The organism is Synechococcus sp. ROS8604 (assembly GCF_014279655.1).
Lineage (GTDB): Bacteria > Cyanobacteriota > Cyanobacteriia > PCC-6307 > Cyanobiaceae > Synechococcus_C.
This window is the reverse complement of the sequence record NZ_CP047946.1, coordinates 1,003,978-1,029,859: the sequence shown is the minus strand read 5'-3', so window position 1 is coordinate 1,029,859 and position 25,882 is coordinate 1,003,978. Positions and strand designations below refer to the sequence as shown.

Sequence of the window (25,882 nt, the reverse complement as noted above, 5' to 3'; positions counted from 1 at the left end):
CAACCAATACCTGGCACTAAATAATACTTCGCCCACCACAAGCGGGGTTTTATATTGCCTGCTTAATGACAGCAAATCTGAAACTGCCTACTGCAGCGGGTATCAGCAACACAAACGATCAAGCTGGTGAGTGAAGCCATGAACCAAGAGTGCACAGATTTCAATCAAAACAGCGCACAATTTGTTCCAGCAATGGAGGCGATAGAAGCTCTCTGAGCAGGCCCCTGCGCAAACTCCACCTCCACAACAGGATCGGAGCCAAAACAAGAGCAAAGTCAATGCTTGACGCTTATATAAACCAGCAATTCAATACAATTAAGCATGAGAACAAAAGCCCTCCGAATGACAATTCCATCAGGAGGGCAAAGACAAATGATCAAAAACTTATTCGATCATCTTTTTTATTAACTCCTAACCCAAGGAAGATTGATTCAAATAGTGTGGATTTGACCCATATCAATGATGTCTTGCCATCCCACAGAGCTAGACAGCACTCCCGAATCATCGGCCTTCAACGTACTACTTCCTGATAGCACAACAACCTTCTCATAATCCTCGTAAGACAACCGGAGACGAAGATCATCAATTACTTCAAAACCAATGCCCTCTTCAAGAGCAATCACATCCTCCGAAGAAAAATCTGGCAAGGTGAGGTAACTAACAGGGGCCAACTCACCTTTCATACTTTCATGTCTTACCAGGATCGTGTCAGACCCACTTCCTAGAAAAGCAATGTCATAGCCAGCACCTGTATCAATCAGGTCATCACCATCCATACCCATCACTTTATCATTACCATCTTTGACAGCAATAAAATCATTAAGGTTTCCGCCCATGACCACATCATCACCAACAGAAGTTCCAGCAAAATTAGAGAATCCTTCGCCAAGACCTAGGGAGAGATCTTGAATCATTGGGCTCTCCTGATCAAGAGCAAACTCCTCATCAATATCTCCACTCACATCGTTAGAAGAGAGAATAATATGAGTTTTTACCGGCGTTTCAGGCATCTCTAAATACAAGCCGGCATCAATGAACTCCACTTTGAAGAATTGAATGGCTTGCAGAGTCTCATTTTCTGGCGTTGGGAAAATATCCTGAGATACAAATTCGTCTACAGGTGTTACAACCTCGATCGACCACTCAGAGAAAGAGTCATAGGCGAGGGCGGCACTACCCTCAGGAAAAAATCCACTTCCATTTCTAAAATCAGAATTCAAAGCACTAACACCACCAGCAACAAGGACACCTTGAGCGGCTACAGATGGTTTGATCGTTGTAACAGGTGAGCCGTACTGACCAACAAACGTATTCATAGCTGAGAACTCATATCCTGGGATTCTTTGCAAGATGGACTGACTGTCTAGCCCTAACGGTGCCGTAGGTGAACCGTTTGCTGAATACCCAAAACCCTGCCCAGTATTTAAAGGATTGGCGTCAAGCCCAGCTTCTAGCAGCGAACGAACCCCTGATTCAATCTTGAGTCCGCCATCTGCGAAAGCACCGGAATAAGCTCCCGAGTCAAGAAGATCCTTGAAATCACCCAAAATCGATTGTAAAACCGTAGGGGCATTTGTATTAACAATGCTTGTAGGCGTTCCATCGCTACCTATTTGCGGCGCAGGTTGCGAGTAAACATTAAAGTCTGAAACCGTAAATTTCTTAGCAGAATCACCGTTTCCTACATACCATTGATAATAATCAGATCCGTCAGTCGTCGCCTTCTCAAATATCTTGCCATACACATCAAAGCGCTCTGCAGAGATTATATTTGTTTGCGGGTTACCAGGCAAACCAGTGAACCCTGGGGCTACATTGTAAAAATCTTTCGTCTCAACACCCACAATATCCGCCCACACATCAATGTAGTCTCTTCCATCCCCAGATCCACTCAGATTAGACCCCAACTTCATCAAATTATCGTCTTTCAAAACCGACGCATATCTTGCGATCACCGCATCAAACCCCTTCTCAATTAAATCGATATCTGATTGAGAGAAATCGACATTGGCCGTTTTGGCTTGCTGAAACACATAATCCTTAAATGCTTGCAGAGAGAGGTTTGCTTCTAAGGAGCCCGGGAAACCAGCAATCTGACTTTGATAGTAATAAAGATATGGATAGGCATCAAAAGCAGTCTCTCCAGCCTCCGAAAAACCGACGGCATCTTGCCCAACAATAAAGAGAGGGTCTTTTTCCGGATCAATACCCGAACCCACTTTAAAGATGTAATAAGCATCGCCAGGGTTGTCCACATAATATTTTGTGATATCTCCTTCCAAGAATTCCCTTCCATCAGGGCCTGCTGAGTACGCGAAATTAAAATTTGGAGCTGGATAGGGTATTGGACCAAATGAAAACGTAAAGGCAGAAAGATTGGTGAGTCCTAAAGACATGAAGAAGCTCTTAAGTCGTAATGGTTTTCATCATTAATCTAAAAACGAGAATACACCACCCTCAAGAACTTAAGATTTTACTCAGAAAAACGCGAGTATTAGCCGCTACACGTTCACAACACCTATGCATTGATTCGTTGTTGACAAACAGCTCTTTCGTCCCTATGAATCGTTCACCCAATACTTGTCAATTCGTTAAACATTAAACAAAAACTCCATCACATCTCCCTCGGCAACAAGGTAATCCTTCCCTTCACTGCGCAACCAGCCCTTATTTCGAGCCTCTGAAAGGGAGCCAGCCTCCAGTAACTTCTCCCAACCGATGGTCTGTGCACGGATAAATCCACGCTCAAAATCAGTGTGGATCACCCCTGCGGTTTGCGGTGCCGTCATGCCGGCACGGAATGTCCAAGCCCGTGTTTCTTTTTCACCAGTGGTGAAGTAAGTGCGTAAGCCTAATAACCGATAGGTGGCACGAATCAGACTGCGCAAGCCGCCTTCACTCACACCAAGACCTTCCAAGTAATCAGTACACTCTTCCTCGCCCAACTCAACCAACTCCGCTTCCACCTGCGCTGAAATACGAACGGTTTCAGCACCTTCGGTTTCCGCAAGGGCCACAACCTCATTGCAATAGGCGTTTCCAGCAGCCAAATCGTCTTCGCTCACATTGGTGGCGTAAATGATCGGCTTAGCGGTGAGCAGTCCCAGGGGTTTAATCATCAAAGCTTCATCATCCGTTAGCTCAACGCTGCGTGCGGCACCTCCGGCCTCGAGCACCTCTTGGATGCGCGCAAGCGCCTCATCTTCCACCTGCGCTTCTTTGCTCGTGCGCATTTGCTTCTTCAACCGCTCACGCCGCTTCTCGATCTGAGAGAGATCGGCCAAGCCAAGCTCAAGATTGATCACCTCGGCATCGCGAGCAGGTCCCACCGATCCAGACACGTGAATGACGTCGTCGTCGTCAAAGCAACGCACCACATGAACAATCGCGTCGACCTCACGAATATTCGACAGAAACTTATTTCCCAAGCCTTCGCCCTGACTGGCACCCTTCACCAAACCGGCGATGTCCACGAACTCCATTCGTGTAGGGATGATCTCTTTGCTCTGACTGAGGTCAGAGAGCTTCTGGAGGCGATCATCAGGGACCGCCACCGTGCCCACATTCGGCTCAATCGTGCAAAACGGAAAGTTCGCAGCTTGCGCCTGCGCGTTGGCCACGAGGGCATTGAACAAGGTGGATTTGCCGACATTGGGCAATCCGACGATTCCAGCTTTAAGCATGTGGGCAAATCTATCCACCGGCCCTCAACAGCCTCTACAGCCGCAAACCCCCAAGAAGCACACGCCTACGCTTCTTATGCGTGACTGATCCGTGCAAGTTTCCAGTTCACGCGTCGTTTCATCAGGACACAAGCGAGACTATGTATGAAGTTCTGATACAGGCGGTGTCATGGTCAGCCAACAACGGCAATCCCCAGTACTCGCCAAGGACCATGACTTGACCTCTCTTACCCGCCTCAGCAGCAATCGACGACGACGCAAACGCTTGCTGATCGCTGGCGTGGCCGCAGCACTTCTGGGCGGCGGAAGTTTGATTTGGACGCTGAACAGCAATCGCAGCGGAGGCCGTGACCTTTCCGACTACACCGTTGAAGCCACCCGTGGATCGCTTCCCGGTGTGATCACTGCGAGCGGCGAGTTAGAGGCGATTCGCCGGGTCAACGTGAGCCCAAAACGGCAAGGCTTGCTCGACGACTTGCTCGTTGATGAAGGGGACCGTGTTGAGCAGGGCCAGGTGGTCGCCCGCATGGACCGAGGTGACTTTCAAGACCGAATGGACGAACTCCAGGCTCTTGCCCGTCAAGCGAAAGCTGACTACGAAGCCAAAGCCTCCGACTTCAAACGACGCCAGTCGTTATTCGCCAATGGCGTCATTAGCAAAGAGGATAGGGATGATTATCGAGCTCGCTATCTCAGTAGCAAGGCCAATTTTGAAGCGGCCCAAGAACGGATTCAACAGCGAGATATCGAGGGAAATGAGCTCTTGATCAGGGCCCCTTTCAGCGGAGTGATCACGGAGCGCTATGCCGAACCTGGCTCTTTCGTGACACCCACCACCACGGCATCCTCGAATGCTGGTGCCACGAGTTCGTCGATCGTTGAACTCTCCCAAGGCCTTGAAGTCACAGCAAAAGTGCCGGAAAGTGATATTGGCCGAATCAAAATCGGCCAGGTTGCCAACGTGCGGGTTGATGCCTTCCCCGATCAAAGCTTTGCCGCTGAAGTACGCGACATCGCCCCGCGTGCGGAGAAAACCAACAATGTGATCTCTTTTGAGGTGGAACTCACCCTTCTCGATCCGCCTCCCATCCTGCGCATCGGCATGACCGCCGACGTGAATTTTCAAACCGGCCGCACCGCAGCGAGCACCCTGGTACCAACCGTGGCGATCGTGACCGAAGACGGCAAACCGGGCGTTTTGCTGGTGGGCAAAAATGATCAACCCACCTTCCAGTCGATCGAACTTGGTTCCAGTGGTGGCAGCCAGAGTGCGATTCTCTCCGGAGTGAAACCGGGAACCCGGGTGTTCATCGACTTGCCGCCCTGGGCGAAACAGCGCGACTAATCCAGCCCACTCCCGCCGAAACCCATGAGCCCCACCTCCGATCAACCCCTGCTCCTGTTGGTGGACGGACACTCACTGGCGTTCCGGAGTTTTTACGCCTTTAGCAAGGGCGGGGAGGGCGGACTCAGCACCAAAGACGGAACACCAACGAGCGTGACCTATGGGTTTCTCAAGGCCTTACTCGACAACTGCAAAGGGCTGAAGCCCAACAGTGTGACGATCGCCTTCGATACGGCCGAACCCACCTTCCGCCATAAGGCCGACCCCAACTACAAGGCCCATCGCGACGTCGCACCCGACCACTTCTTTCAAGACCTGGATCAGCTCCAAGACATTCTGAAGACACAGCTCCAACTTCCCCTCTGCCTGGCGCCGGGCTTTGAAGCCGACGATGTGCTCGGCACCTTGGCCAACCGCGCAGCGGCTGATGGATGGAGCGTGCGCATTTTGAGCGGCGATCGCGACCTCTTTCAACTGGTGGACGACAGTCGCAACATCGCTGTCCTTTATATGGGTGGCGGTCCCTATGCCAAGAGCAGTGGCCCCACCTTGATCGATGAAGCCGGCGTCCAAGCCAAGCTCGGCGTGGCTCCCACCAAGGTGGTGGATCTAAAGGCTCTCACCGGAGACAGCTCCGACAACATCCCTGGAGTGAAGGGCGTGGGTCCGAAAACAGCGATCAGCCTGCTGAAAGACAACAACGATCTTGATGGGGTGTATCGGACCCTGGCCGAGGTGGAAGAGGAGGGCCCCAAAGCGAGCCGAGGCGCGATCAAAGGGGCGCTGAAAGGCAAACTTGCCAACGACAAAGACAATGCCTACCTGTCGAGGCACCTGGCTGAAATTCTGGTGGACATTCCGCTACCAGAGGAACCCGAGCTGGACCTGGGCAGCGTTGATGGTGATGGCCTGAGTCAGCGTTTGCAAGAGCTCGAGCTCAACAGCCTGATCCGTCAGGTTCCCAATTTTGTGGCCACCTTTTCCAGTGGTGGATTGGCGGCCAATGCCCACCTCCTCGACACAGCAGAGGAGCCACGCACCATCAAGGCTGGATCCAAAACAAAAGCCGCAGCTGAATCATCTGTAGCCGAAGAGAAATCCGAGGCGACATCCGCCGCTGCTGCCAGCCAAACCCAACCGGTCTTACAACCCGGAATCATTCAAACCCTTGATCAACTCAAGGCTCTGCTCACGCAGTTAATGAACTGCCGTGATCCGCAAGCCCCCGTTGCTCTCGACACGGAAACCACCGATCTCAATCCATTCCGCGCTCAGCTCGTCGGCATTGGCGTTTGTTGGGGCGCTACCGCGGGTGATCTGGCGTACATCCCGGTGAGTCATCAAGGCGATCCGACTCCAGAGCAATTGCCTCTGGAAACGGTGCTCCAAGCCTTTGCCCCTTGGCTCGCCAGTGGCGAGCACCCCAAAGCCCTCCAAAACGCCAAATACGACCGCCTCATCTTGTTGCGCCATGGCCTACCGCTTGCCGGTGTGGTGATGGACACCCTGCTGGCTGATTACCTCAGGGATGCGGCAGCAAAACATGGCCTGGATGTGATGGCCCAGAGGGATTACGGCATCAGTCCCACCCTGTTTAGTGATCTGGTGGGAAAAGCCAAGGACGGCAAAGCCAGCAATTTCTCTGAGGTGCCCCTGGAACAAGCAGCTCAGTACTGCGGCATGGATGTGCATCTCACCCGCAAACTCGCCATCGATCTCAACCAGCAACTAGAGGCATTAGGCCCGCAACTTCCCGACTTGCTCAGCAAGGTGGAGTTGCCCTTAGAACCCGTGCTGGCCGTGATGGAAGCCACCGGGATTCGCATCGATGTGCCCTATCTAGAAGCGCTTTCCTCCGAAATCGGAGCGAACCTGGAACGGCTGGAAACAAGTGCAAAAGAGGCTGCAGAGCTTGATTTCAACCTCGCTTCCCCAAAACAATTGGGTGACTTGCTGTTCAACACCCTCGGGCTGGACCGCAAAAAGTCACGGCGAACCAAAACGGGTTACAGCACCGATGCCACCGTGCTCGAAAAGCTGGAACACGATCACCCCGTGGTGCCCCTCGTTCTTGAACATCGGGTGCTGAGCAAATTAAAGAGCACGTATGTGGATGCGTTGCCCCAACTGGTGGAAGCTGAAACCGGACGGGTTCACACCGATTTCAACCAGGCGGTCACCGCCACAGGCCGGCTCAGCAGCAGCAATCCCAACCTGCAAAACATTCCTGTACGCACGGAATATTCCAGGCAAATTCGCAAGGCCTTTTTGCCCCAAGACGGCTGGACACTCCTCAGTGCCGACTATTCGCAAATCGAGCTGCGCATTCTCACGCACCTATCTGGCGAAGAAGTGCTGCTTCAGGCTTATCGCGACGGTGACGACGTTCATGCTTTAACGGCGCGATTGCTCCTCGACAAAGACGAGGTGTCGGCCGATGAACGACGGCTAGGCAAAACAATCAATTTCGGCGTGATTTATGGCATGGGCGCCCAGCGCTTTGCACGCGAAACCGGCGTCAGCCAAAGCGAAGCCAAAGAGTTTTTGAGCAAATACAAGCAGCGCTATCCCAAGGTGTTCGCTTTTCTAGAACTTCAGGAACGACTAGCCCTGAGTCAGGGTTATGTGGAAACAATTTTGGGACGCAGGCGCCCTTTCCACTTCGACCGCAATGGGCTCGGCCGCCTCAGTGGCATGGATCCTCTTGAGATCAATTTGGACGTGGCGCGACGCGGCGGAATGGAAGCGCAGCAACTTCGAGCCGCGGCCAATGCTCCGATTCAGGGCTCGAGTGCCGACATCATCAAGCTGGCGATGGTGCAACTTCAAGCAGAACTTGAAAATAAAAATCTGCCAGCCAGGCTTCTTTTACAAGTGCATGACGAACTTGTTCTGGAAGCGGAACCGGAGGCACTTGCCGTTGTTGAGCAACTCGTGGTGCACACCATGAAAAACGCGATCCAGCTGTCTGTTCCCTTAGAGGTTGAAACCGGAAGCGGAGCCAACTGGATGGAGTGCAAGTGAACAAAAACTATCCACCATTGCGATTGCTCATGTCATGACTTTATTCAAATAAGGGGAGTATTTCCAGCTCAGGGCTAATGCCAAGAGTGCAACGCCACCGCAAACAATCGAAAATTGAAACGGTGCTTGCGCTCCAATCGAAGCGATTAATTGACCACCAAAGAAGGAAACAATTGCGGCTGCCAATGTAAACAGTGAGATAGCAAAACCCATCACCCATCCCTGCTCTTCTTTGGACACGGATTCGGAAAATCCTGTAAGCATGGTTGGGTAACCAACCCCATGCAAGAGACCGGAAGGCAACATGATTGCCAAGGCGAAGGGCCCTGAAGGAACGAGTAGGAACGCAGCCACACATCCACAAAACAGCAGCGTGCAGCTGGCCATGATGGTGCGTTTCGAAAATCGAGCATTGAGGGGCTCAACAAGAAAGCTGCTCGATGCAATCAGTCCAACACCCATCAAAAACATTCCAACACTTGAGCCTGTCGCTCCATAGCCAAATCGGGTTGAAAGATTGGCTGAAACAAACACATAGAGACCTAAAACACAAAGCATGTATGGAAAGAATGCCGAGGAGACACGCCGAACCGACTCTCGATTAAGAGCATCAGTCAGCAACCTGAACACCACCAATGGATTCGCTTCCATGGGACTCACCTCCGTCTTCACATCCTCAAATCCAAAGAAGACAAGTAGCAATCCCACAATGCACAACAAACCACCAATCAGAAATGGCAAGTGTGAGGAGGCGAGAGCACCAAGAAGATCCTTATCGGAAAACAATCCACCAATAATGGGACCCACCACAAGGCCAAAACTCATCCCAACGGTGGCCAATCCTAAATTTCGTGAGCTTTCACGATCACTTTTAGCAAGGTCAATCATCGCAGCAGCAGCAATGGGCTGAGCCCCAGCCGTAAAACCGGTAATCCCCCTAGAGACCACCAATAGGATGTAATTATGAGAAATTAGTGCCACCGCTGCGATTGCATAGCCAACAATCGCGCCAACCAAACAAATCAGTATTCCCGGCTTGCGTCCAATACTGTCTGAAAGCTTTGAAATATAAAGCGATCCGAAAAACCAGGTCAAGAAGAATGTTCCAATTGCAATTCCATAAAGAAGAGCACCCTGTGATTGAGAAACGCCAGCCTGAAGAAAGCCACCATTCGGCTGCATCAACAAAGCAGCAAAGATAGGAAAGGCAAGACCTTGACCCATCACATCAACAAAACAAGTAAACATCAATGCGAAAATCGCAAGTGACATTGAAGCTTCCTCCAGGCAACGCCTTTCCTATCTAAAAGTTAGCAACGCTTGATTCAGCACTCCCAATCAACCAGCTCACTGACATAAACTGTTGCCTCAGCAGTAGCACAATTTACCCCTAAGCCTTAGATTCACAATCAATATTTCTTGCCTATTCCCTATGGCCAACAACAATATGTTGACGGTCATGTGAATCGCCCTAATCTTAGCATTCAAGCATTTAATTTTTCAATCAATCTCAAGGCATGTATTCGCACAAGGCAACCTCTAAATCTACTTTTCCCATCTGAGCGATCGCACTACCACGAGAAATCGGTGGGATGCCTCAAAGCGATTCGATCAGAACAAGGCAATACGTCCAGCCACGCAACCAGATCCATCCGTCTGAGCTGGAATGTCAAGGCTCTGAGCTCAACACAGCTATGGCGATTATGGCCAGCGCATCCAAAGGGACAACACCTGGTCGGATCTACCATCCAGTACTGGTTTTTGATCTGCGCAGGCAGGCATCAGCCGTGATTTGACTTCCATCCCTAAGCCTGATGTCTTCCCTGCGCTTAACCAACAGCCTCACCAGTCGCACGGAAGCATTCGAGCCCTTAGAGGAAGGAAAGGCAACGATTTACTGCTGTGGCGTCACGGTGTATGACCTTTGCCACTTGGGTCATGCACGCAGCTACATCAATTGGGACGTCCTACGCCGTTACTTGATTTGGCGCGGCTACGACGTGACCTACGTCCAGAATTACACCGATATCGACGACAAAATCCTCAATCGTGCTGCCGAAGAGGGCAGCACGATGGAAGCGGTGAGCGAGCGCAACATCGAAGCCTTTGAGCTCGACATGGGCCGGCTCAACATCCTTCCAGCAGATCGCATGCCTCGAGCCACCTGTTGCATCGAAGGGATACAAACGCTGATTGCTGAATTGGAGGCCAAAGGGGCGGCCTACAGCTCCGATGGAGATGTGTACTTCGATATTTCCAAAGCCAAGGACTACGGCAAGCTCAGTGGTCGAGACCCCAACGACCAACAGCAGGGAGCCAGCGGCCGTACGGCTGATGGAGAGGAAAGTCGCAAGAAACACCCGTTTGATTTCGCTCTCTGGAAAGGAAGCAAGGCCGGTGAGCCCAGCTGGGACTCTCCCTGGGGCCCAGGACGGCCGGGTTGGCACATCGAATGCTCAGCGATGGTGCGTCAGGAACTTGGCCTCACCATCGATATCCACCTAGGCGGCGGCGATCTGGTGTTTCCTCACCACGAGAACGAAATCGCTCAATCAGAAACCGCAAACGGCGCTCCCCTCGCCCGGCTGTGGATGCACAACGGCATGGTCAACGTGGGCGGAACGAAGATGTCGAAATCACTGGGCAACTTCACCACGATCCGCGCGCTTCTCGAAAGCGGACTCTCGGCCATGGCCCTTCGCCTCTTTGTTCTTCAGGCCCACTACCGCAAGCCCCTGGACTTCACGGCCGAAGCGCTGGAGGCAGCAACGACTGGATGGAAGGGGTTGAATGCGGCCCTCAAGTTGGGCGAAACCCATGTGTCTGCATTGGGATGGGGGCAACAAACGGCCCTCAGCGTGGAAGCGGTGAAAGCTGGAGTGAGTGTTAATAGTCCGTTTGAAGACCTTGAACAACGCTTCATCGCCGCCATGGACGATGACCTCAACAGCTCCGGTGCCTTAGCCGTGCTGTTTGAACTCGCCCGTCCGCTCAGGGGACTAGCTAACCGTCTAGATCGAGGCGATCAACCTGAGCAGCAAGCCGATGAGCTGAACCAACTGCAGTCACGCTGGATGCTGTTGCGCGAGCTCGCCGCCGTTCTCGGTCTTCGCAGCGAAACCGATGCGTCCCAACCCTCTGAAAACGGAGGCGTCGATGCCCAAGCAATTGAACAGGCGATTGCCAATCGCAAAGCAGCGAAAGAGGCAAAGAACTATCAAGAAGCCGATCGCATTCGCAAGTCCCTCAGTGATCAAGGCATTGAACTCATCGACAAGCCAGGTGGACTCACGGATTGGAGACTGGTTTAACGCTCCTTTCCAGCCATCATCGCTTCGATCTTGCGAATGCGTTCCATCGTTGTGATCCAAACCTCAAGACGGAAGTTTTGATCGCCAAGCTCAGGGTCGGTCGAATCCATCGCTTCGATACGGGCCTTGAGAGCATTCACCATCGCTTCAATATCGTCTTTGGCCTCGAATGCATCCCAAAGCTCCCGCTCCAAGCGAGCCCGCTCAATAAAGTTCCAACGTTTGAGCCACAACATTGAACCGCGTCCACAGAGGTTCCTGTCTACCGGATTGCTGACACCATTTGACGGACTTACCCACTCTTGGAATTCACAACTTTGCATCCTGAAAGCCTGTCTAAGGCCATTCAGCTCTCGGTCTCACCGGTGTTTTTGCTTGCCGGGATTGGGGCCCTTCTCAACGTTCTGTCAGCCAGGCTCGCCAGGGTGGCTGATCACTCTCGCCGGCTCAGCGAATTGGATGCCCGAGGAGATGACTTTGAGCGCAGGCATTGCAAGCGGCGCATGCAACACATTCTTCGGGCGATCTGGCTCCTCACCTGCGCCACCCTGCTTCTTTCCATTGTGGTTTCAGCGATGTTTATGAGTGTGATCACTCAAGTGAATCTCACTGCAATCGTTGCGCCTCTGTTTATTACCACGATGGGAATGTTGATGATGGCCTCCGTCTCATTCCTCCTAGAAGTTCGCTTGGCGAGTGAATTTGTGCAGAGAAAGTTTTAAAACCTGAGCAGCATGCCGTCTGCCAACTACCTTCTGCCAACTGCCATCAAGCCGCTGGAAAGCATTGACGCCATAAATCAACAACGCTGATGACTAAGCCAGCCGTGATCACAACAGGAGATACCCAGCGCAGGAAAAACAACATCAAGCGGATTAATCCCCCTGATGTTTTTGATGTCTGAAGATCATCCCGAAACCGCTTCGGAACCACCCAGCCCACAAGCAGGGTAATTAACAGTCCTCCCAAAATCAGCAGCACACCCCCAAAGATTGAATCCATCGCTTCCAACACCGGAATTGACATCGCCGCGGGGAGACCTGCGATAAAGATCAGCAATGCCATCAGCCATGCCGATCGTCTGCGGGACCAGCCCAAGCGATCCATCAAGGAAGCCACGGGGACTTCCAGCAGCGAAACCGATGACGTAATCGCAGCGAGATAGGCCAAGGAAAAGAAGAGCACGGCCACCAAGCGCCCTGCAGCGCCAAGGGAAGCAAGTCCGGTGGGAATCGCTAAAAACAAGGCCCCAACAGTGGACTCGCTCACCGTTTCCTGCAGACCAAAGCTGATCACCACAGGGAATGTAATCAGTCCAGCCAACAGACCTACGGCTGTGTCCAAACCCACCACCGCAATCGCTTCCCTCGGCAGACGCGCACTACTTTTCAAATAGGCCGAATAGGCAAGGATGCAACCGATTCCAGTGCCGATCGAGAAAAAAGCCTGGGTAAACGCATTGCGAATGGTGGTGGGGTTGAGCAGCTGAGCTGGATCCCAACGCAACAGAAAGGTTTGATATCCCCCCATAGCCCCAGACAACGTGGCGGCCCAAAGGGCCAAACCAACCAACAACCCAAACAACAGAGGCAAAGCCCAGCGCGATAGACGCTCGATTCCTCCCTGCACGCCCGCGGCCACCACCGCAGCGGTTAAGGCAAGGCTGCCCCCTTGACCGAGCAGGGCGCTATTTCCCGTGCTCACCGAGCCAAACAGCGATTTGGCCGTCTCCATATCGTCTGGCAAACCCACCCGTAGGGCATGAATGAGGGTGTGACCCGTCCACCCCATCAGCACCGCATAAAACGCCAAAATTCCGCAAGAGGCGAGCACAAACAGCCATCCCATCGGCCGCCACGCCTCTCCCGCCGCCGCAACAGGAGCTAGCAAAGGGCTTTGGGTCGTACTGCGACCCAGCACCATCTCTGCGACCAACACGGGCAAGCAGACCACTAACACAATCAGGACGTACAGCAGCAAGAAGGCGCCTCCACCTCCCTGGGAGGCGCGATAAGCAAAGCCCCAGAGGTTGCCTAAACCCACGGCACTACCAGCCGCGGCCAACACAAACCCCAATCCGGACCGCCAGTGCTCCTTCAGCGCCATCAGCCCGTGCCCATCCGTAATGCTGCGAAGTTTGCCAGGCGCAGGCATTGAGGTGGGAAACTGTGATCAATTGCCTGGATCCCTGTGAAAGCCATCAGCGTTCTGGGCTCCACTGGCTCAATTGGCACCCAGACGCTGGAGATCGTTGAGGATTTCCCCGATCAATTCCGGGTGGTAGCCCTCAGTGCTGGACGCAATCTCAGCCTGCTCGTGACCCAAATCCAGAGACATCGCCCTGATGTTGTGGCCTTGGCGGATCCAGCGCTGCTCGCTGAGCTCAAAGACAGGCTGATGGCCCTGCCTGCCGACTCACGCCCGGAGCCTTTACCGCACTTAGTGGCTGGACCGGAAGGCCTTGATGTGGTGGCGTCCTGGGATGCAGCGGATCTCGTTGTGACTGGAATTGTGGGCTGTGCTGGATTGTTGCCCACCCTGGCAGCGATTCGCGCCGGGAAAGATCTGGCCGTTGCCAATAAGGAAACCCTGATTGCAGCTGGTCCGGTTGTTTTACCTGAGTTGAAGAAAAGCGGCAGCCGGCTGCTTCCCGCCGACTCGGAACACTCCGCCATCTTCCAGTGCCTGCAGGGAACACCTTGGAGCGACACCGCCCGACTCTCCACCGGGGTTCCAACCCCTGGCCTACGCCGCATTCAACTCACCGCCTCGGGTGGAGCCTTTCGCGATTGGTCAGCCTCTGAGCTTGAAAAAGCAACGGTGGCCGATGCCACCTCCCATCCCAACTGGAGCATGGGTAAAAAAATCACCGTGGATTCAGCCTCATTGATGAATAAGGGCTTGGAGGTGATTGAAGCTCACTATCTCTTTGGCCTGGATTACGACCACATCGAGATCGTGATTCATCCCCAAAGCATCATCCATTCGATGGTGGAACTTGCTGATTCCTCCGTGCTCGCCCAGCTGGGCTGGCCCGACATGAAACTGCCGATTCTCTATTGCATGAGTTGGCCTTCAAGGCTGGAAACCCCTTGGAGAAGGCTCGATCTCACCGAAGTGGGGCAATTGAGTTTCCGCGCACCGGATCCAGCCAAATATCCCTGCATGGACCTGGCCTACGCCGCAGGGCGTGCTGGCGGCACCATGCCTGCTGTACTCAACGCAGCCAATGAAGAGGCCGTGGCCCAGTTCCTCGAAGAGAAGATTCACTTTCTCGACATCCCCATAATGATTGAGGGAGCCTGCGAACAACACAAAGCGGATCTCGCCTCCAGCCCTTCTCTGGATGATGTGTTGGCGGTGGATCAATGGGCGCGCCAGGCCGTGCGCGAGCAGGTGAACCGAGGCACCACGCGCATGAACAGCGCATCGCTGGCCGCATGAACCAGCGGATTAGCCATCACTTGTTGCTCTGCGCCACACCCACAAAAGCCAAGTGCTGTGATCCAGAGATCGGTGCCGCAAGCTGGGACGCTCTCAAGCAACAGGTGCGTGAATTGGACCTCGAAAATCCCAGCCGAGTCCAGGGAATCGTGCTGCGCAGCAAAGCGGATTGCTTACGAATCTGCGATCAGGGCCCCATCTTGTTGGTCTGGCCTGATGGCACCTGGTATGGAGGTGTCACGCCGGAACGCATCAGCAGCATTCTTCAGCAACACATCATCCAAGGACAACCGATCGAGGAGTGGATCCTGAAGACCACTCCCTTCAGTTGAGGGTTTTCAACCACGATGCAGCCAGGGCATCCGCCCAACAGCCCGCGCGTCCGTGAAAACCGTTGTGGCCGCCTTTGCGCGTAAAAATCAACTGAATTGGCTGGTTAGCGGAGACAGCCTCCCGTAACTCGAGGGCCGAGTGAGCGGGAACCCATGGGTCATCAAGAGCCTGAAGCAACAGGGTGGGGGGCAACTGCTGGGGTGATTGGATCAAATGCTGGAGCGGAGACGCCTCGCGGTAATAGGCATCCACATCCGCAAATCCCCAACGCGGAGCGGTGACGGTGCGATCAAAAGCACGAATGGTGCGCGGTTGCGCAGCACCACTCATGCGCTCAAGATCCAAATCTTTCACGCCAAAGGGATCGGCCAGCGTCTGACGCACCAAGCGCTGCAGCAACCAGCGTTGGTACACCCGATTGCGGGGACGTTCAATCGAGGCGCTGCAGGCAGCCAGATCCAAAGGACTGCTGGCACAGAACAATCCATCCAGGGGCTGGCGCGTTGGGTCGAGTCCGGCAGCCACCCGTTCGGCTTGCGATGAGAGGCATGCATTTAGAAGCATGGTTCCCCCCAGGGAAAGCCCGGCGCCAAATAAGGGAAGGGAGGTTCCTTCTGTGGAGAGCGTGCTGCAGAGCTGTCGCGCCCGATGCAACACAGGCAAAAGGTCGCTGTTGCACTGAGCCGCATAAGTGCCACCCGCCAGATGGCGCCCAGGATCGGCACCACGCATATTGAGGCGCAGCACCGCATAGCCCGCCTCAAACAGGGCCACCCCAAGCCTGCGCAAACCCTCGCGACGACTGGACCCCCCCAGTCCATGCAGGACAACAACCAGGGCTTTCGGAGCGGCTGGACAATCCAAGAAGGCCAGCAAGGCTCCCGAGCCTGCAGCACCACTTTTCAGGGCAGGCACTTGGATCTCGAGGGGTTGACCCTGATCGGTCGGCAAAACAACGGGACGGAGCGTATCCCTCAACGTCTGTAGATCGCCACCCCACCAGGGAAGCCGCTGTTGAAATGGAGCCACCCCCAGTTGCTTCAGCAGCTGGGGGTCTGGGCTTGGATCAGGCCAGCTCACAGGCGAATCATTTCTTACCGACGCCTAACTCCTTGAGTTCTCCGAGCAGATCTCCAAGCACCTTTTTGGCATCGCCAAACACCATGGAGGTGTTGCCGAGTTCAAACAGGTCATTTTTGATGCCGGAATAACCAGCGCTCATGCCGCGCTTCACCACAAACACGGTGCGGGCCTGCTGAACATCCAGCACTGGCATGCCATAGAGCGGTGAATTGGGATCGGTCTTGGCCTGGGGATTCACCACATCGTTGGCACCCAGAACCAGAACGACGTCAGTCGCTGGGAACTCAGGGTTGATCACATCCATCTCCTTGAGCTGCTCGTAGGGCACATCGGCTTCCGCCAGAAGCACATTCATGTGACCGGGCATCCGGCCCGCCACAGGGTGAATGGCGTAAGCCACCTCAATCCCAGCGGCCTCAAGGGAGCGCGTCACCTCTCGCAAGGTGTGCTGGGCTTGAGCCACAGCCAGGCCATAGCCGGGAACGATGATCACCCGTTCTGCCGCTTCAAGGGTGAGGGCACACTCTTCAGTGCTGCAACTGGTGATGTTGGTGTATTCACCACCACCACCGGAGGCTGTGGAGGAAGCGCCGAGAGCTCCACCAAACAGCACCGACACCAGGGAGCGATTCATGCCGTTGCACATCACCTGGGTGAGGATCAAACCGGCGGCGCCCACCATCGCGCCCGCCACAATCAGCAGCTGACTGCCCACCACAAAACCAGCAGCAGCAGCGGCCACTCCCGAATAGCTGTTCAGCAGGGAGATCACCACGGGCATATCGGCTCCGCCGATCGGCAGGGTGACGCCGATGCCGAGCAACGCCGAGGCCACAACCAGCAGCCACAGTCCGCTTCCGCCGTTGCGGATCATCTCGACCGCAGCGATCAAGGACACCACCGCCAAGGCAATATTCACGACATGGCGGGCCTTGCTTTGCATCCATGGCGGTGTGGACAACCAGCCCTGAAGCTTGGCCATGGCCACGATCGAACCGGTGAAGGTGATCGAACCCACAAACACCGAGATCACGATCGAAATCTCCTCAACGATTCGAGATTCCCCTTCCACCCCCATCACAGGGAACAGGGCAACACCAAGGGCCACCAGCAGGGATGACATGCCTCCACAACCGTTAAACAGGGCCACGATCTCGGGCATCGATGTCATCGGAACCCTTTGAGCGGTAATCGCGCCCAAAAGGCCACCAACGAGGGTGCCTCCGATGATCCATGTCCAAGCAGAAGCTGAGATTCCACCGGCAAACGAATCAACCAAGACTCCCAACACGGCGAGAGCCATGGCAACGGCAGCCAGACGATTGGCCTCCCGCGCAGAACGTACTTTTGAGAGCCCCTTGATTCCAAGGGCTAGAAGCAGGACGGCGACCAGATCGATCGCGTACTTAACAACGACAGCAGTGCTCATCAGCGGTTCTCCTTGCGTGCGGGCTTACGGCTGAACATGGCCAGCATTCGATCGGTGACCAAAAAGCCCCCAATCACATTGAAAAGAGCGAAACCGAGGGACACAGCACCCAAGGCCAATAAAGGCGTATTGCCGTCATTTCCCGCCTTGATGATCAAGGTGAGAGCCGCCAAGACCGTGATCCCTGAAATGGCATTAGCGCCACTCATCAAGGGGGTGTGCAAAGTGGGAGGCACTTTGCCAATCAGTTCAAGACCGAGAAGGCTGCCGAGCAGCAGGACCCAGAGAGCCTCACTTAAAAACGACATCAGTTGGTACCTCCAGGAGTAAGAACATCGCCACGGCGAATGCTGCCGTCATGAGCGATCAGACAACCAGCGATGAGCTCGTCTTCGGTGTCGAGGGTGAGCTGGCCGTCTTGAAGCGTGGGCTGCAGCAAAGCCAAAAGATTGCGGGAGTACAACGAACTGGCGTGATTGGGAACGCTGCAGGGAAGCTCATTCGCACCAATCAGCTTCACGCCTTTGCGGTTCACCGTTTGGGACGGCACGGTGTCGGCACAATTGCCACCTTGAGCCACAGCAAGATCCACCACCACCGATCCGGGGCGCATGCGATCGAGCATGTCTTCACTGATCAAGCGTGGGGCTCGCCGGCCTGGCACTTGGGCTGTGCAAATCGCCACATCAGCTTGGGCGAGCTGATCGGACAGCTGTTGTCGCTGTGCAGCCAAAAACGCATCCGAGGCTTGTTTGGCATAACCGCCGGATTCGGCTGGCTTGTCCTCCATCTCCGGAGGATCGATGAACCGGGCTCCAAGCGACTCCACCTGCTCTTTCACAGCGGGTCGAATGTCGCTCACGTAAACAACCGCACCCAAACGGCGAGCGGTTGCAACGGCCTGAAGTCCGGCCACACCAGCACCCAGCACCACCACCCTGGCGGGCTGCACGGTGCCCGCTGCGGTCATCAACATCGGGAAATAGCGATCCAAGGCCGCAGCACCGAGCAACACAGCCTTGTAACCAGCGATGTTGGCCTGGGATGAGAGCACATCAGCGGCCTGGGCACGACTGATACGAGGGAGAAGCTCAAGCGCCATGGCTGAGAGCCCACAAGCCTTCATCGCTTCCGATAGCTCTTGATTGCCATAGGGAGACAACATGCCCACCACGAGAGCCCCCCGTCGCAATCGAGCCAGGGATGTTGGGCTTGGGCTTTGCACACACAGCAAAACGTCTGCCTGACCCCAGGTTTGAGCCTCTCCTGGAGCAACCAAATCGGCTCCAGCACTGGCGTAAGCCTCGTCAAGGAAACCGGAGGACACTCCGGCACCACGCTCAACTGCAACGGAGCAGCCGAGGGCAATGAATTTTTTAAGGGTCTCGGGTGAAGCCGCTACACGGGTTTCAGCCGCTGCGCTTTCAATCGGGATAAGGAGTCTGGGCAAGTTCGTTGTGCCGCCACCCAGCTGAGATTACGAGGTCGTGGCTCCCGAAACGGATCTTTTCTGTAGAAGCTGACTTAAGGAAGGAGCTGTGGCTAATCAGAGGATTCTGTCTATAAGCACATGGGTCTCTCCGCAATCGAATGTCCCGATGGCGTTTGCCACAGCCATCACGGCGGGCATGCAGTGAATCGCCACACCATGGAAGAACTTCTTGCCGAACACGGCCGGGAATGGTGTGAACGCCTCGCGGAACGGATCTACGAAATGTCCGTGGACACGTTCTCTCAATCGGTGATGCCCAGCTTGCACGCAGCGGGCTGGCAACGACGCCACCTGGATTGGGAATTCAAATTGCAAGACAAACAGTCCGACACAGAGGCCGAGCCGGATCGGACCCTGGTGGATGGAATGATCAACGCCACCGAAAGCTTCCTGCGCAGCAGTGAAGTGCACCGTCTATTTATTCAAGAACTCGTCCAGGGAACCTTTGACGAAGCCTCCGATGATCATTTGCGCAGCAACGCCGTGCGTCAGCTGATCGAAGGCGAAATTCTGGCCATGATCAAAGACCAAAAGACAGCCATGGTGGAGCGGGTGGTCGCCCAGCTCACCAATGCCGCTGGCGGCGATCAGCAACGGGCCCAAACCGCTGCAGAAGCAGGATTAATGGAAGTAGAGCGCTTGCTCTACAACCACAGCGAATCTCTTTAATTAAGGGGATCGAGGCGGGTCAGAACAACGGAAGGAGCTCCTGCTCAACCGCCTGCACCAGGGGCCATTGCCTCTGGTGCTGCAACCAACGCAGGCGCAGGATCAAGGGATCGATGTCGCATTCCAGCGGCCAACAATGTTCAAGCTGTTGGCGCTGATCAGGATTGGATCGGTAACGAGGACGGCTTTTGGCCATGGCGGCAGGGGGCCGGAAACCCCAAGAGCTGTTGGCTGGAAGCTAAGGGTGGCATCAACGGATGGAATGGTTAGAAAGACCTAACTTTTGCGGCTGACCGATCGCACGTCCTTCGTTTCAGCTCCCAGGAGACGGCTCGCGCAGCAGGATCCAACCCCGTCAGTGGCAACAGCAACTCGTTCAGCTGCTCCGCAGACGACTGGATCCGGAAGCAAGCCACGGGCGCGATGTCCTGATCCATGCGGGACCTGGTGCGGGCAAGACCCTGGGGGCCTTGCTCGGATTCCAAGCCATGCAGCAAGAGGGAAAACTGAAGTGCTTTTTGGTGATGTGTCACCGCACATCGATCCTCAGCCAATGGCGTTCATCAGCGGAACGGCTAGGGCTACGCCTCGAGCCCTGGAATGAAGCCAGCCCCCATATCCAAAGCCAAGCCGTCCAAAACGCCGATGGCTGGCTCGTTACCTACCAAGGGGCAGCCAGTCAGATCGAAGGGCTCAAACGGGCGCTCGAGCCATGGGCTGGTGATCAACTTTTAGCGATTGCGGACGAAGCGCATCACCTTGGCGTCGACCCTGACGAGCCAGATGGTCCCGTTTGGGGACGCACCTTTTTAGAACTCAGCAGTCAGGCTCGACTGAGGCTGGGACTCACCGGCACACCGTTTCGAACCGACAATCTCGCCTTTTGTGCCGCGAGACGGATCCGGATCCAAGAAGGCGGTCAGCTGGTGGAACAAATCAGCCCTGACCTCTGCGTTGAACCCCGAGAGCTCATTGCCGCGGGCGATGTGCGACCACTGGAATTTCGCTTCCAAGACGGTTGGGTGGAGCACAGCCGTGCAGGGAAGCCTGATCGCGATGTGTCGCCACTCTCTGAAGAGGTGCGTGAAAGTTGGAGAGCACGCAATTTGCGCCGGGCAATCCATCTTTCCGATAGCAGCAGCATTGCGCAGCAACTCTTGATCAGGGCCAGGCGGAAGCTCGAGCAGGTGCGTGAACATCACCCGAACGCTGGCGGTCTTGTCATTGCCAAAGACATTGCTCACGCTCGATCGATCAGCTCCCTGCTGAGGGAACAGGGCGATCGGGTCGATCTCGTGCACTCGCAGGATCCAGAGGCTGCTGAACGACTCAGCAGCTTTCAAGAGGGTGGTGCCGACTGGCTTGTGAGCATCGACATGTGCGCCGAAGGCTTCGACGCCCCCAGGTTGCGTGTTGTCGCCTATCTCACTACGGTCGTGACCCGCAGTCGCTTCGTGCAGGGCATCACCCGCGCCGTTCGGATGTGCAACAACAGGGCGGCGACAGAAACGGTGCCGAGAGACCCTTCGTATGTCTTTGCTCCAGCAGACCCCTTGCTGATGAGCTACGCACGCAGTTGGTCCCTCTCAGAGCCCTATCGAATTCAAGCGCAACCGCAGGAGGTGGATGCCGATGACCCGCTGCAGTCCGGTGCATGGAGAGGTCCAAGCCTGCCCTTGGAGGCCGTTAACGATGGCGCCGGTGCCGTCATTCGACTCAGAACCCCCGAATTACCCAATTTTTTGCATCAATGAAAACTTCTCTGTAGAAAAAAAAATGCGACGTTGTGCGAAATCACACACGATGTTGGCTCTCCAACAGGCAGTGTGGTCTCTATCTGGGAGTCAGTCATGGACGCAGCACTTGAACGACGAGTCAGTGTTGCCACCTGCTGGGCAACAACCAGAATCAATGCTCTGGACAGCGCTGAGCGCTATGAGGACAGCTACGCCCTGACCCAAGAATTCAGGGAATGGATCACATGTATCGGGGAAAGTCCGGAACTGTTCGCTGAATCTGTGCTGAGCGTGGGGAAAATTTCAAAGAACCAAAAAGGTCTTGACCTCGAAGAAGGGGCGGAAGACTCTGTCGAAATCTGAATAAATTATTAAATCTTGCTCTTGCGACACATCTTTTTCCGGAAATTTCACGGCGCTTCGCAATAAAAACGGAGCGATCGCCAAGACGTTCCGTTTAGATTCAACTCATACTCAATACGCATAAGCCATGGGCGTGAGCGAGAATTTAGTGATTGTTGGATCCGGCCCGGCTGGGTATACGGCAGCCATTTACGCGGCAAGAGCCAACCTCAATCCGCTGCTCGTCACTGGGTTTCAGCGCGGAGGCATCCCCGGCGGTCAACTGATGACCACCACCCATGTTGAAAATTTCCCAGGCTTTCCTGATGGGGTCCTTGGCCCCGATCTGATGGATCTCATGAAGGCGCAAGCGGAGCGCTGGGGCACTCACCTGCTCGAAGCCGATGCTGACGTCATCGACCTGAGCCAACGTCCTTACACCATTCAGGCGGACGGCGAGACGATCCAAACCCAATCGATCATCATCGCCACTGGCGCGAGTGCCAACCGCCTGGGCTTGCCCAGCGAAGATCGCTTCTGGAGCCAGGGAATCAGTGCCTGCGCTATTTGCGATGGCGCAACTCCCCAGTTCCGCAATGAAGAGTTGGCGGTGGTTGGCGGTGGAGATTCGGCTTGCGAGGAAGCGGTCTATCTCACCAAATACGGCAGTCATGTGCACCTCTTGGTGCGTTCGGAGCGCTTACGGGCTAGCGCCGCCATGGCTGATCGCGTTCAAGCCAATCCCCAAATCACGGTGCATTGGAACACCGAGGTGGTGGATGTGGAAGGAACGGACTGGATGAACGGCCTCCGCCTCCGCAATCGAGACAGCGGCCAGGAAGAAACACTGGCTGTACGTGGCATGTTTTATGCCATCGGTCACACGCCCAATACCGAGCTCTTGAAAGGCCAACTGGATTGCGATCCCCGCGGCTATCTCGTCACCCAACCCGGCAGACCCGAGACCTCCCTCGAGGGGGTATTTGCAGCGGGTGACGTCGCTGATGCGGAATGGCGCCAAGGGATTACGGCTGCAGGCAGTGGTTGCCAAGCGGCGCTCGCCGCAGAGCGCTGGTTAAGCCACCACGACTTGGCCACCCTTGTTCGTCGTGAGCAAGTGGAACCGCAAAAAGCCACGGCACCGCAAGCCATCGAAGCAACAACAGAAGCCACCTATGACGCCGGCGCTGAATGGCAAAAAGGCAGTTATGCGCTGCGCAAGCTCTATCACGACAGCAACAAGCCCCTGCTCGTGATCTACAGCTCCCCAAGCTGCGGCCCCTGTCATGTGCTGAAGCCGCAACTCAAACGGGTGTTGTCAGAGCTGAATGGACAGGCTCAAGGCGTTGAAATTGACATCGAAGCCGATCAGGAGATTGCCGAACAGGCAGGCGTTAACGGCACCCCAACGGTCCAACTGTTTTTTGACAAGTCTCTCCAGCAGCAATGGCGCGGGGTGAAACAGCGCAGTGAATTCAAGGGGGCGATCGAGGCCCTTCTCAAGGGCCAATAAGCCAAAAACCGATGCGTTATCGGCGGCGTGGACCACCAGGACGATTACCGCCTGGGCGTCCACCCGGTGCGCCGGCGTTGCGCTCGCGGTAGGTAATCCGACCACGGGTCAGGTCATAGGGACTGATTTCCACCAAAACTTTGTCGCCGGCGAGCAGTTTGATACGGAATTTCGTGAGTTTTCCGGCGGCACGGCACAGGCACTGGTGACCAGCGGGCTGCTCCAGGGTTACGAGGTAAAACCCGTTCCCCTGCTCTTTTTCGATCACACCCGAGGTCTCAATCATGCGCCAAGGTCAACGTCGTCATTGACACAAGTTTAGAAGGCCACCTCCAACGCATTTCCACCATTGCCCCGTCACTCTCTTTAGGGTCGACGCCCCTACTAACAGCCCTTTGATGCTCCCCCCGCTTTCTCTCGACCTGGGCCTGTTGCTTATTTCTATCGGCGCTGTGAATCTCTGGCGTAACCGTCAAAATGCGAATTAGCTTGTTGACAACTTCTGCAGTGCTTCTGTGTCTGAATCAGCTCTGATTGCGTTCACATCCCTGGTTCAATCTGATTCTCAGCTGCGGGAACAGGTTCGCCAGGCACCCTCCCCGGCCCACGTTGTGAATCTTGCCTCCGAAAAAGGGCACGTTTTCAACCAAGCCACCCTGATGAAGTTGCAAGCAGAGAAGACCAAGCACCTTCATGACGACCATCTCAACAACGCCTCCAGCTGGGGTGAAGCCCTTCTGCTCTGCTTTGGAGCGCACAACTGACCCTGCTGCTCCACAAGCCCTACGGGGTTCTAAGTCAGTTCACACCTGAACCTCAAAGCCGCTGGGGATGTCTCGCTGAATGGGTCCCCATTCCCAATATTTACGCTGCTGGGCGCCTCGATGCCGACAGCGAAGGCCTGTTGCTGCTCACCGATAACGGTCGGCTGCAGCAACGGCTTACCGATCCTCGCTTCGGCCATTGGCGACAGTATTGGGTTCAGGTGGAGGGTTGCGCTACCGATCGCCAGCTGGATCAACTCCAGCGAGGAGTGATGATTCAAGGGCGCCTGACCCGTCCTGCCACAGCAAGGCTGCTGGCGGAGAACGAGACACAGACAATCGGCGATCGCCAGCCGCCGATTCGCGAACGCCGCTCGATTCCAACCTGCTGGATTTGTCTTGAACTCCGCGAAGGACGCAACCGCCAAGTCAGGCGGATGACCGCAGCCGTGGGCCTCCCCACACTGCGGTTGATTCGTCACTCCATCGACTTGATGGATGGGGACAAACACTTGAGCCTCGAAGGCCTCGATCCTGGGAAGTGGCGCGAGGTCACACGCACAGAAGATCATCGCCTACAGCGACTGCTTAGCCGCCCGGCAACGAACCGGTGAGCGTGACCGCGCGAAATTCGATTCCCTCAACAACCCTCCAGGGCGTCTCAGAACGCTCTGCGTATTGCACCTGCTCAAGCCCTAGCGCTCGGAAATCCTCCAGAAACGCCTCCTCCAACCAGGCCCCGCTGATGCAGCCACTCCAAAGCTCGGCGTCCTGCTGAAGAGCCATCGGCACCGGGCGATCACAAACGATGTCGCTGATCGCAACGCGGCCGGCAGGGCGCAACACGCGCCGAATGTTCTGCAACAACAGCTCGCGTGCCGAGGGATTCACCAGATTCAGCACGCAATTACTGAGCACCACATCCACGCTGGAATCAGCGACCAGGGGGTCTCCCTGAGCATTGGTGGCATCCAGCGCCTCAATGGCACCCTCGAGAAAGCAAACATTGGCGTAGCCAATCCGCTCTGCCACCACGGGTGCAGCAGAACGCGAGAGGGCCAACATGTCCGCATTTCGGTCCACACCAATCACGCGGCCTGTCGGCCCAACCACCTGCGAACAGATAAAGGCATTCTTGCCGCTTCCACTGCCGAGATCCAACACAGCATCTCCAGACCGCACCCAACGGGTGGGGTCCCCGCAGCCGTAATCCCTCTCCACCACCTCCTGGGGGATGGGCTTCAGCAAGGAGGGATCGAACGCCACTGGCGTGCAAAGGCAGGCCTCCTGTTCCGCTGCGGCAGCACCGTAACGGTCCTCGACCGCCTGGGTCTGATCCAGAGAAGACGGAGTGGGGCCGCAACAAGACGACATCGGCAACGGGGCGTACGTGCTCCCCATTCTGGACAGGACTGAGCCCGAAAGAGGCAGAGCCCCTAGCTCAGAGCATCCTGGAGCTCACGAACGGTTTGCCATTGCCCGTAGTAGTAATTGGCGCTGGCGCGGCGATCGATATCTTCAATGCCATCAAATGCGTCGAAGCCAACGCTTTGCCAAAGCTCATGGCCACAGGCACGGTTGAGCTCCGTTTCCGCTTCTCGAGCAAGATTGTCGAGCCGTCGCTGAAGATTTTTAACCTGGGCGACAGACATGACAACGCTCCAAAAACGACTCGATCCTAGAGGGTAATTAGTACAAGCGCACTATGTTTTAA

At 55.3% G+C, this 25,882-nt stretch carries 25 protein-coding genes; 12 read left to right on the top strand and 13 right to left on the bottom strand.

Features of this window, described 5'->3' with window-relative positions:
• Positions 1–431: 431 nt before the first annotated feature.
• A complete protein-coding gene (locus SynROS8604_RS05415; RefSeq protein ID WP_186545419.1) occupies positions 432–2,396 on the bottom strand; it encodes a hypothetical protein in 1,965 nt (654 codons plus the stop codon).
• Positions 2,397–2,591: 195 nt separating this feature from the next.
• Positions 2,592–3,683: a redox-regulated ATPase YchF gene (gene ychF, locus SynROS8604_RS05410; RefSeq protein ID WP_186545418.1), complete on the bottom strand. Its 1,092-nt coding sequence runs from the start codon at positions 3,681–3,683 to the stop codon at positions 2,592–2,594.
• A gap of 169 nt (positions 3,684–3,852) precedes the next feature.
• Between ychF and SynROS8604_RS05405 the strand changes: the two genes are divergently transcribed.
• Complete coding sequence (locus tag SynROS8604_RS05405) at positions 3,853–5,028, top strand: efflux RND transporter periplasmic adaptor subunit (protein ID WP_186545417.1); 1,176 nt, start codon at positions 3,853–3,855, stop codon at positions 5,026–5,028.
• 24 nt (positions 5,029–5,052) lie between these two features.
• Positions 5,053–8,052, top strand: coding sequence for a DNA polymerase I (gene polA / locus SynROS8604_RS05400; RefSeq protein ID WP_186545416.1), 3,000 nt, complete (start codon positions 5,053–5,055; stop codon positions 8,050–8,052).
• Between the two features lie 27 nt (positions 8,053–8,079).
• Here polA and SynROS8604_RS05395 read toward each other — a convergent pair whose 3' ends face one another.
• Positions 8,080–9,300, bottom strand: a complete 1,221-nt coding sequence (locus SynROS8604_RS05395) for an MFS transporter (protein WP_255445214.1) — start codon at positions 9,298–9,300, stop codon at positions 8,080–8,082.
• A 566-nt stretch (positions 9,301–9,866) separates the two neighbouring features.
• Between SynROS8604_RS05395 and cysS the strand changes: the two genes are divergently transcribed.
• Entirely contained in the window at positions 9,867–11,363 is a 1,497-nt protein-coding gene (gene cysS / locus SynROS8604_RS05390) for a cysteine--tRNA ligase (RefSeq protein WP_186545414.1), read from the top strand.
• Here the strand turns inward: cysS and SynROS8604_RS05385 are convergent.
• Positions 11,360–11,599 carry a hypothetical protein gene (locus tag SynROS8604_RS05385; protein WP_186545413.1) on the bottom strand — a complete coding sequence of 80 codons (240 nt, stop codon included), beginning with the start codon at positions 11,597–11,599 and terminating at the stop codon, positions 11,360–11,362. The two genes, cysS and SynROS8604_RS05385, sit on opposite strands and share 4 nt — an antisense overlap.
• 66 nt (positions 11,600–11,665) lie before the next feature.
• Here SynROS8604_RS05385 and SynROS8604_RS05380 point away from each other — a divergent pair, with 66 nt between their 5' ends.
• On the top strand, positions 11,666–12,085 hold the full coding sequence (locus SynROS8604_RS05380; protein ID WP_186545412.1) for a DUF2721 domain-containing protein: 420 nt from the start codon (positions 11,666–11,668) through the stop codon (positions 12,083–12,085).
• A gap of 46 nt (positions 12,086–12,131) precedes the next feature.
• Here the strand turns inward: SynROS8604_RS05380 and SynROS8604_RS05375 are convergent, their stop codons facing one another.
• Positions 12,132–13,469, bottom strand: coding sequence for a sodium-dependent transporter (locus SynROS8604_RS05375; protein WP_186545830.1), 1,338 nt, complete (start codon positions 13,467–13,469; stop codon positions 12,132–12,134).
• An 84-nt stretch (positions 13,470–13,553) separates the two neighbouring features.
• Between SynROS8604_RS05375 and SynROS8604_RS05370 the strand changes: the two genes are divergently transcribed.
• Positions 13,554–14,807 (top strand): 1-deoxy-D-xylulose-5-phosphate reductoisomerase, encoded by a 1,254-nt coding sequence (locus SynROS8604_RS05370; protein WP_186545411.1) that lies wholly within the window; start codon positions 13,554–13,556, stop codon positions 14,805–14,807.
• Positions 14,804–15,139, top strand: coding sequence for a ferredoxin (locus SynROS8604_RS05365; RefSeq protein ID WP_006852214.1), 336 nt, complete (start codon positions 14,804–14,806; stop codon positions 15,137–15,139). The genes SynROS8604_RS05370 and SynROS8604_RS05365 overlap by 4 nt, the downstream gene beginning before the upstream one ends.
• Here the strand turns inward: SynROS8604_RS05365 and SynROS8604_RS05360 are convergent.
• Genes SynROS8604_RS05360 through SynROS8604_RS05345 form a run of 4 tightly spaced genes read right to left on the bottom strand, consistent with a single transcriptional unit; the run spans position 15,132 to position 19,102 of the window.
• Positions 15,132–16,220 carry a YheT family hydrolase gene (locus SynROS8604_RS05360; RefSeq protein WP_186545410.1) on the bottom strand — a complete coding sequence of 363 codons (1,089 nt, stop codon included), beginning with the start codon at positions 16,218–16,220 and terminating at the stop codon, positions 15,132–15,134. The two genes, SynROS8604_RS05365 and SynROS8604_RS05360, sit on opposite strands and share 8 nt — an antisense overlap.
• 7 nt (positions 16,221–16,227) lie before the next feature.
• Positions 16,228–17,652, bottom strand: a complete 1,425-nt coding sequence (locus SynROS8604_RS05355) for an NAD(P)(+) transhydrogenase (Re/Si-specific) subunit beta (protein ID WP_186545409.1) — start codon at positions 17,650–17,652, stop codon at positions 16,228–16,230.
• On the bottom strand, positions 17,652–17,960 hold the full coding sequence (locus SynROS8604_RS05350) for an NAD(P) transhydrogenase subunit alpha (RefSeq protein ID WP_006852211.1): 309 nt from the start codon (positions 17,958–17,960) through the stop codon (positions 17,652–17,654). Before SynROS8604_RS05350 ends, SynROS8604_RS05355 begins: the two co-directional genes overlap by 1 nt.
• On the bottom strand, positions 17,960–19,102 hold the full coding sequence (locus SynROS8604_RS05345; protein WP_186545408.1) for a Re/Si-specific NAD(P)(+) transhydrogenase subunit alpha: 1,143 nt from the start codon (positions 19,100–19,102) through the stop codon (positions 17,960–17,962). Before SynROS8604_RS05345 ends, SynROS8604_RS05350 begins: the two co-directional genes overlap by 1 nt.
• A gap of 120 nt (positions 19,103–19,222) precedes the next feature.
• On the opposite strand from SynROS8604_RS05345, the gene SynROS8604_RS05340 reads away from it, so the two are divergent.
• Entirely contained in the window at positions 19,223–19,813 is a 591-nt protein-coding gene (locus tag SynROS8604_RS05340) for an EF-1 guanine nucleotide exchange domain-containing protein (protein ID WP_186545407.1), read from the top strand.
• Between the two features lie 19 nt (positions 19,814–19,832).
• Here the strand turns inward: SynROS8604_RS05340 and SynROS8604_RS05335 are convergent, their stop codons facing one another.
• Complete coding sequence (locus tag SynROS8604_RS05335) at positions 19,833–20,009, bottom strand: hypothetical protein (protein ID WP_006852208.1); 177 nt, start codon at positions 20,007–20,009, stop codon at positions 19,833–19,835.
• A gap of 148 nt (positions 20,010–20,157) precedes the next feature.
• On the opposite strand from SynROS8604_RS05335, the gene SynROS8604_RS05330 reads away from it, so the two are divergent.
• From SynROS8604_RS05330 to trxB, 3 genes are all read left to right on the top strand, one after another.
• The gene (locus tag SynROS8604_RS05330) at positions 20,158–21,567 is read left to right on the top strand and encodes a DEAD/DEAH box helicase (protein WP_370586582.1); all 1,410 of its coding nucleotides are present in this window, start codon (positions 20,158–20,160) and stop codon (positions 21,565–21,567) included.
• Positions 21,568–21,663: 96 nt separating this feature from the next.
• Positions 21,664–21,912, top strand: coding sequence for a hypothetical protein (locus SynROS8604_RS05325; RefSeq protein WP_006852206.1), 249 nt, complete (start codon positions 21,664–21,666; stop codon positions 21,910–21,912).
• Positions 21,913–22,039: 127 nt separating this feature from the next.
• A complete protein-coding gene (trxB, locus tag SynROS8604_RS05320; protein ID WP_186545406.1) occupies positions 22,040–23,404 on the top strand; it encodes a thioredoxin-disulfide reductase in 1,365 nt (454 codons plus the stop codon).
• A 16-nt stretch (positions 23,405–23,420) separates the two neighbouring features.
• Here trxB and infA read toward each other — a convergent pair whose 3' ends face one another.
• Complete coding sequence (infA, locus tag SynROS8604_RS05315) at positions 23,421–23,690, bottom strand: translation initiation factor IF-1 (protein ID WP_006041809.1); 270 nt, start codon at positions 23,688–23,690, stop codon at positions 23,421–23,423.
• Between the two features lie 229 nt (positions 23,691–23,919).
• Here infA and SynROS8604_RS05310 point away from each other — a divergent pair, with 229 nt between their 5' ends.
• Both SynROS8604_RS05310 and SynROS8604_RS05305 read left to right on the top strand, forming a co-directional pair.
• A complete protein-coding gene (locus SynROS8604_RS05310) occupies positions 23,920–24,168 on the top strand; it encodes a Nif11-like leader peptide family natural product precursor (RefSeq protein ID WP_186545405.1) in 249 nt (82 codons plus the stop codon).
• A 2-nt stretch (positions 24,169–24,170) separates the two neighbouring features.
• Positions 24,171–24,782 (top strand): pseudouridine synthase, encoded by a 612-nt coding sequence (locus SynROS8604_RS05305; protein ID WP_186545828.1) that lies wholly within the window; start codon positions 24,171–24,173, stop codon positions 24,780–24,782.
• On the opposite strand, the gene SynROS8604_RS05300 is transcribed toward SynROS8604_RS05305, so the two are convergent.
• Entirely contained in the window at positions 24,757–25,569 is an 813-nt protein-coding gene (locus SynROS8604_RS05300) for a methyltransferase domain-containing protein (protein WP_255445213.1), read from the bottom strand. The two genes, SynROS8604_RS05305 and SynROS8604_RS05300, sit on opposite strands and share 26 nt — an antisense overlap.
• 35 nt (positions 25,570–25,604) lie before the next feature.
• Positions 25,605–25,820 (bottom strand): hypothetical protein, encoded by a 216-nt coding sequence (locus SynROS8604_RS05295; RefSeq protein ID WP_186545404.1) that lies wholly within the window; start codon positions 25,818–25,820, stop codon positions 25,605–25,607.
• Positions 25,821–25,882 lie beyond the last annotated feature (62 nt).

Excerpts from the sequence above, each read along its gene's own strand:
- ychF (WP_186545418.1), bottom strand. The coding sequence starts at position 3,683 with ATGCTTAAAGCTGGAATCGTCGGATTGCCCAATGTCGGCAAATCCACC.
- SynROS8604_RS05355 (WP_186545409.1), bottom strand. The coding sequence starts at position 17,652 with ATGAGCACTGCTGTCGTTGTTAAGTACGCGATCGATCTGGTCGCCGTC.
- SynROS8604_RS05415 (WP_186545419.1), bottom strand. The coding sequence starts at position 2,396 with ATGTCTTTAGGACTCACCAATCTTTCTGCCTTTACGTTTTCATTTGGT.
- SynROS8604_RS05295 (WP_186545404.1), bottom strand. The coding sequence starts at position 25,820 with ATGTCTGTCGCCCAGGTTAAAAATCTTCAGCGACGGCTCGACAATCTT.
- SynROS8604_RS05405 (WP_186545417.1), top strand. The coding sequence starts at position 3,853 with ATGGTCAGCCAACAACGGCAATCCCCAGTACTCGCCAAGGACCATGAC.
- infA (WP_006041809.1), bottom strand. The coding sequence starts at position 23,690 with ATGATTGAGACCTCGGGTGTGATCGAAAAAGAGCAGGGGAACGGGTTT.
- SynROS8604_RS05395 (WP_255445214.1), bottom strand. The coding sequence starts at position 9,300 with ATGTTTACTTGTTTTGTTGATGTGATGGGTCAAGGTCTTGCCTTTCCT.
- SynROS8604_RS05300 (WP_255445213.1), bottom strand. The coding sequence starts at position 25,569 with ATGGGGAGCACGTACGCCCCGTTGCCGATGTCGTCTTGTTGCGGCCCC.
- SynROS8604_RS05365 (WP_006852214.1), top strand. The coding sequence starts at position 14,804 with ATGAACCAGCGGATTAGCCATCACTTGTTGCTCTGCGCCACACCCACA.
- SynROS8604_RS05385 (WP_186545413.1), bottom strand. The coding sequence starts at position 11,599 with ATGTTGTGGCTCAAACGTTGGAACTTTATTGAGCGGGCTCGCTTGGAG.
- cysS (WP_186545414.1), top strand. The coding sequence starts at position 9,867 with ATGTCTTCCCTGCGCTTAACCAACAGCCTCACCAGTCGCACGGAAGCA.
- SynROS8604_RS05325 (WP_006852206.1), top strand. The coding sequence starts at position 21,664 with ATGGACGCAGCACTTGAACGACGAGTCAGTGTTGCCACCTGCTGGGCA.
- SynROS8604_RS05375 (WP_186545830.1), bottom strand. The coding sequence starts at position 13,469 with ATGGCGCTGAAGGAGCACTGGCGGTCCGGATTGGGGTTTGTGTTGGCC.
- SynROS8604_RS05350 (WP_006852211.1), bottom strand. The coding sequence starts at position 17,960 with ATGTCGTTTTTAAGTGAGGCTCTCTGGGTCCTGCTGCTCGGCAGCCTT.
- SynROS8604_RS05340 (WP_186545407.1), top strand. The coding sequence starts at position 19,223 with ATGGGTCTCTCCGCAATCGAATGTCCCGATGGCGTTTGCCACAGCCAT.
- trxB (WP_186545406.1), top strand. The coding sequence starts at position 22,040 with ATGGGCGTGAGCGAGAATTTAGTGATTGTTGGATCCGGCCCGGCTGGG.
- SynROS8604_RS05335 (WP_006852208.1), bottom strand. The coding sequence starts at position 20,009 with ATGGCCAAAAGCCGTCCTCGTTACCGATCCAATCCTGATCAGCGCCAA.
- polA (WP_186545416.1), top strand. The coding sequence starts at position 5,053 with ATGAGCCCCACCTCCGATCAACCCCTGCTCCTGTTGGTGGACGGACAC.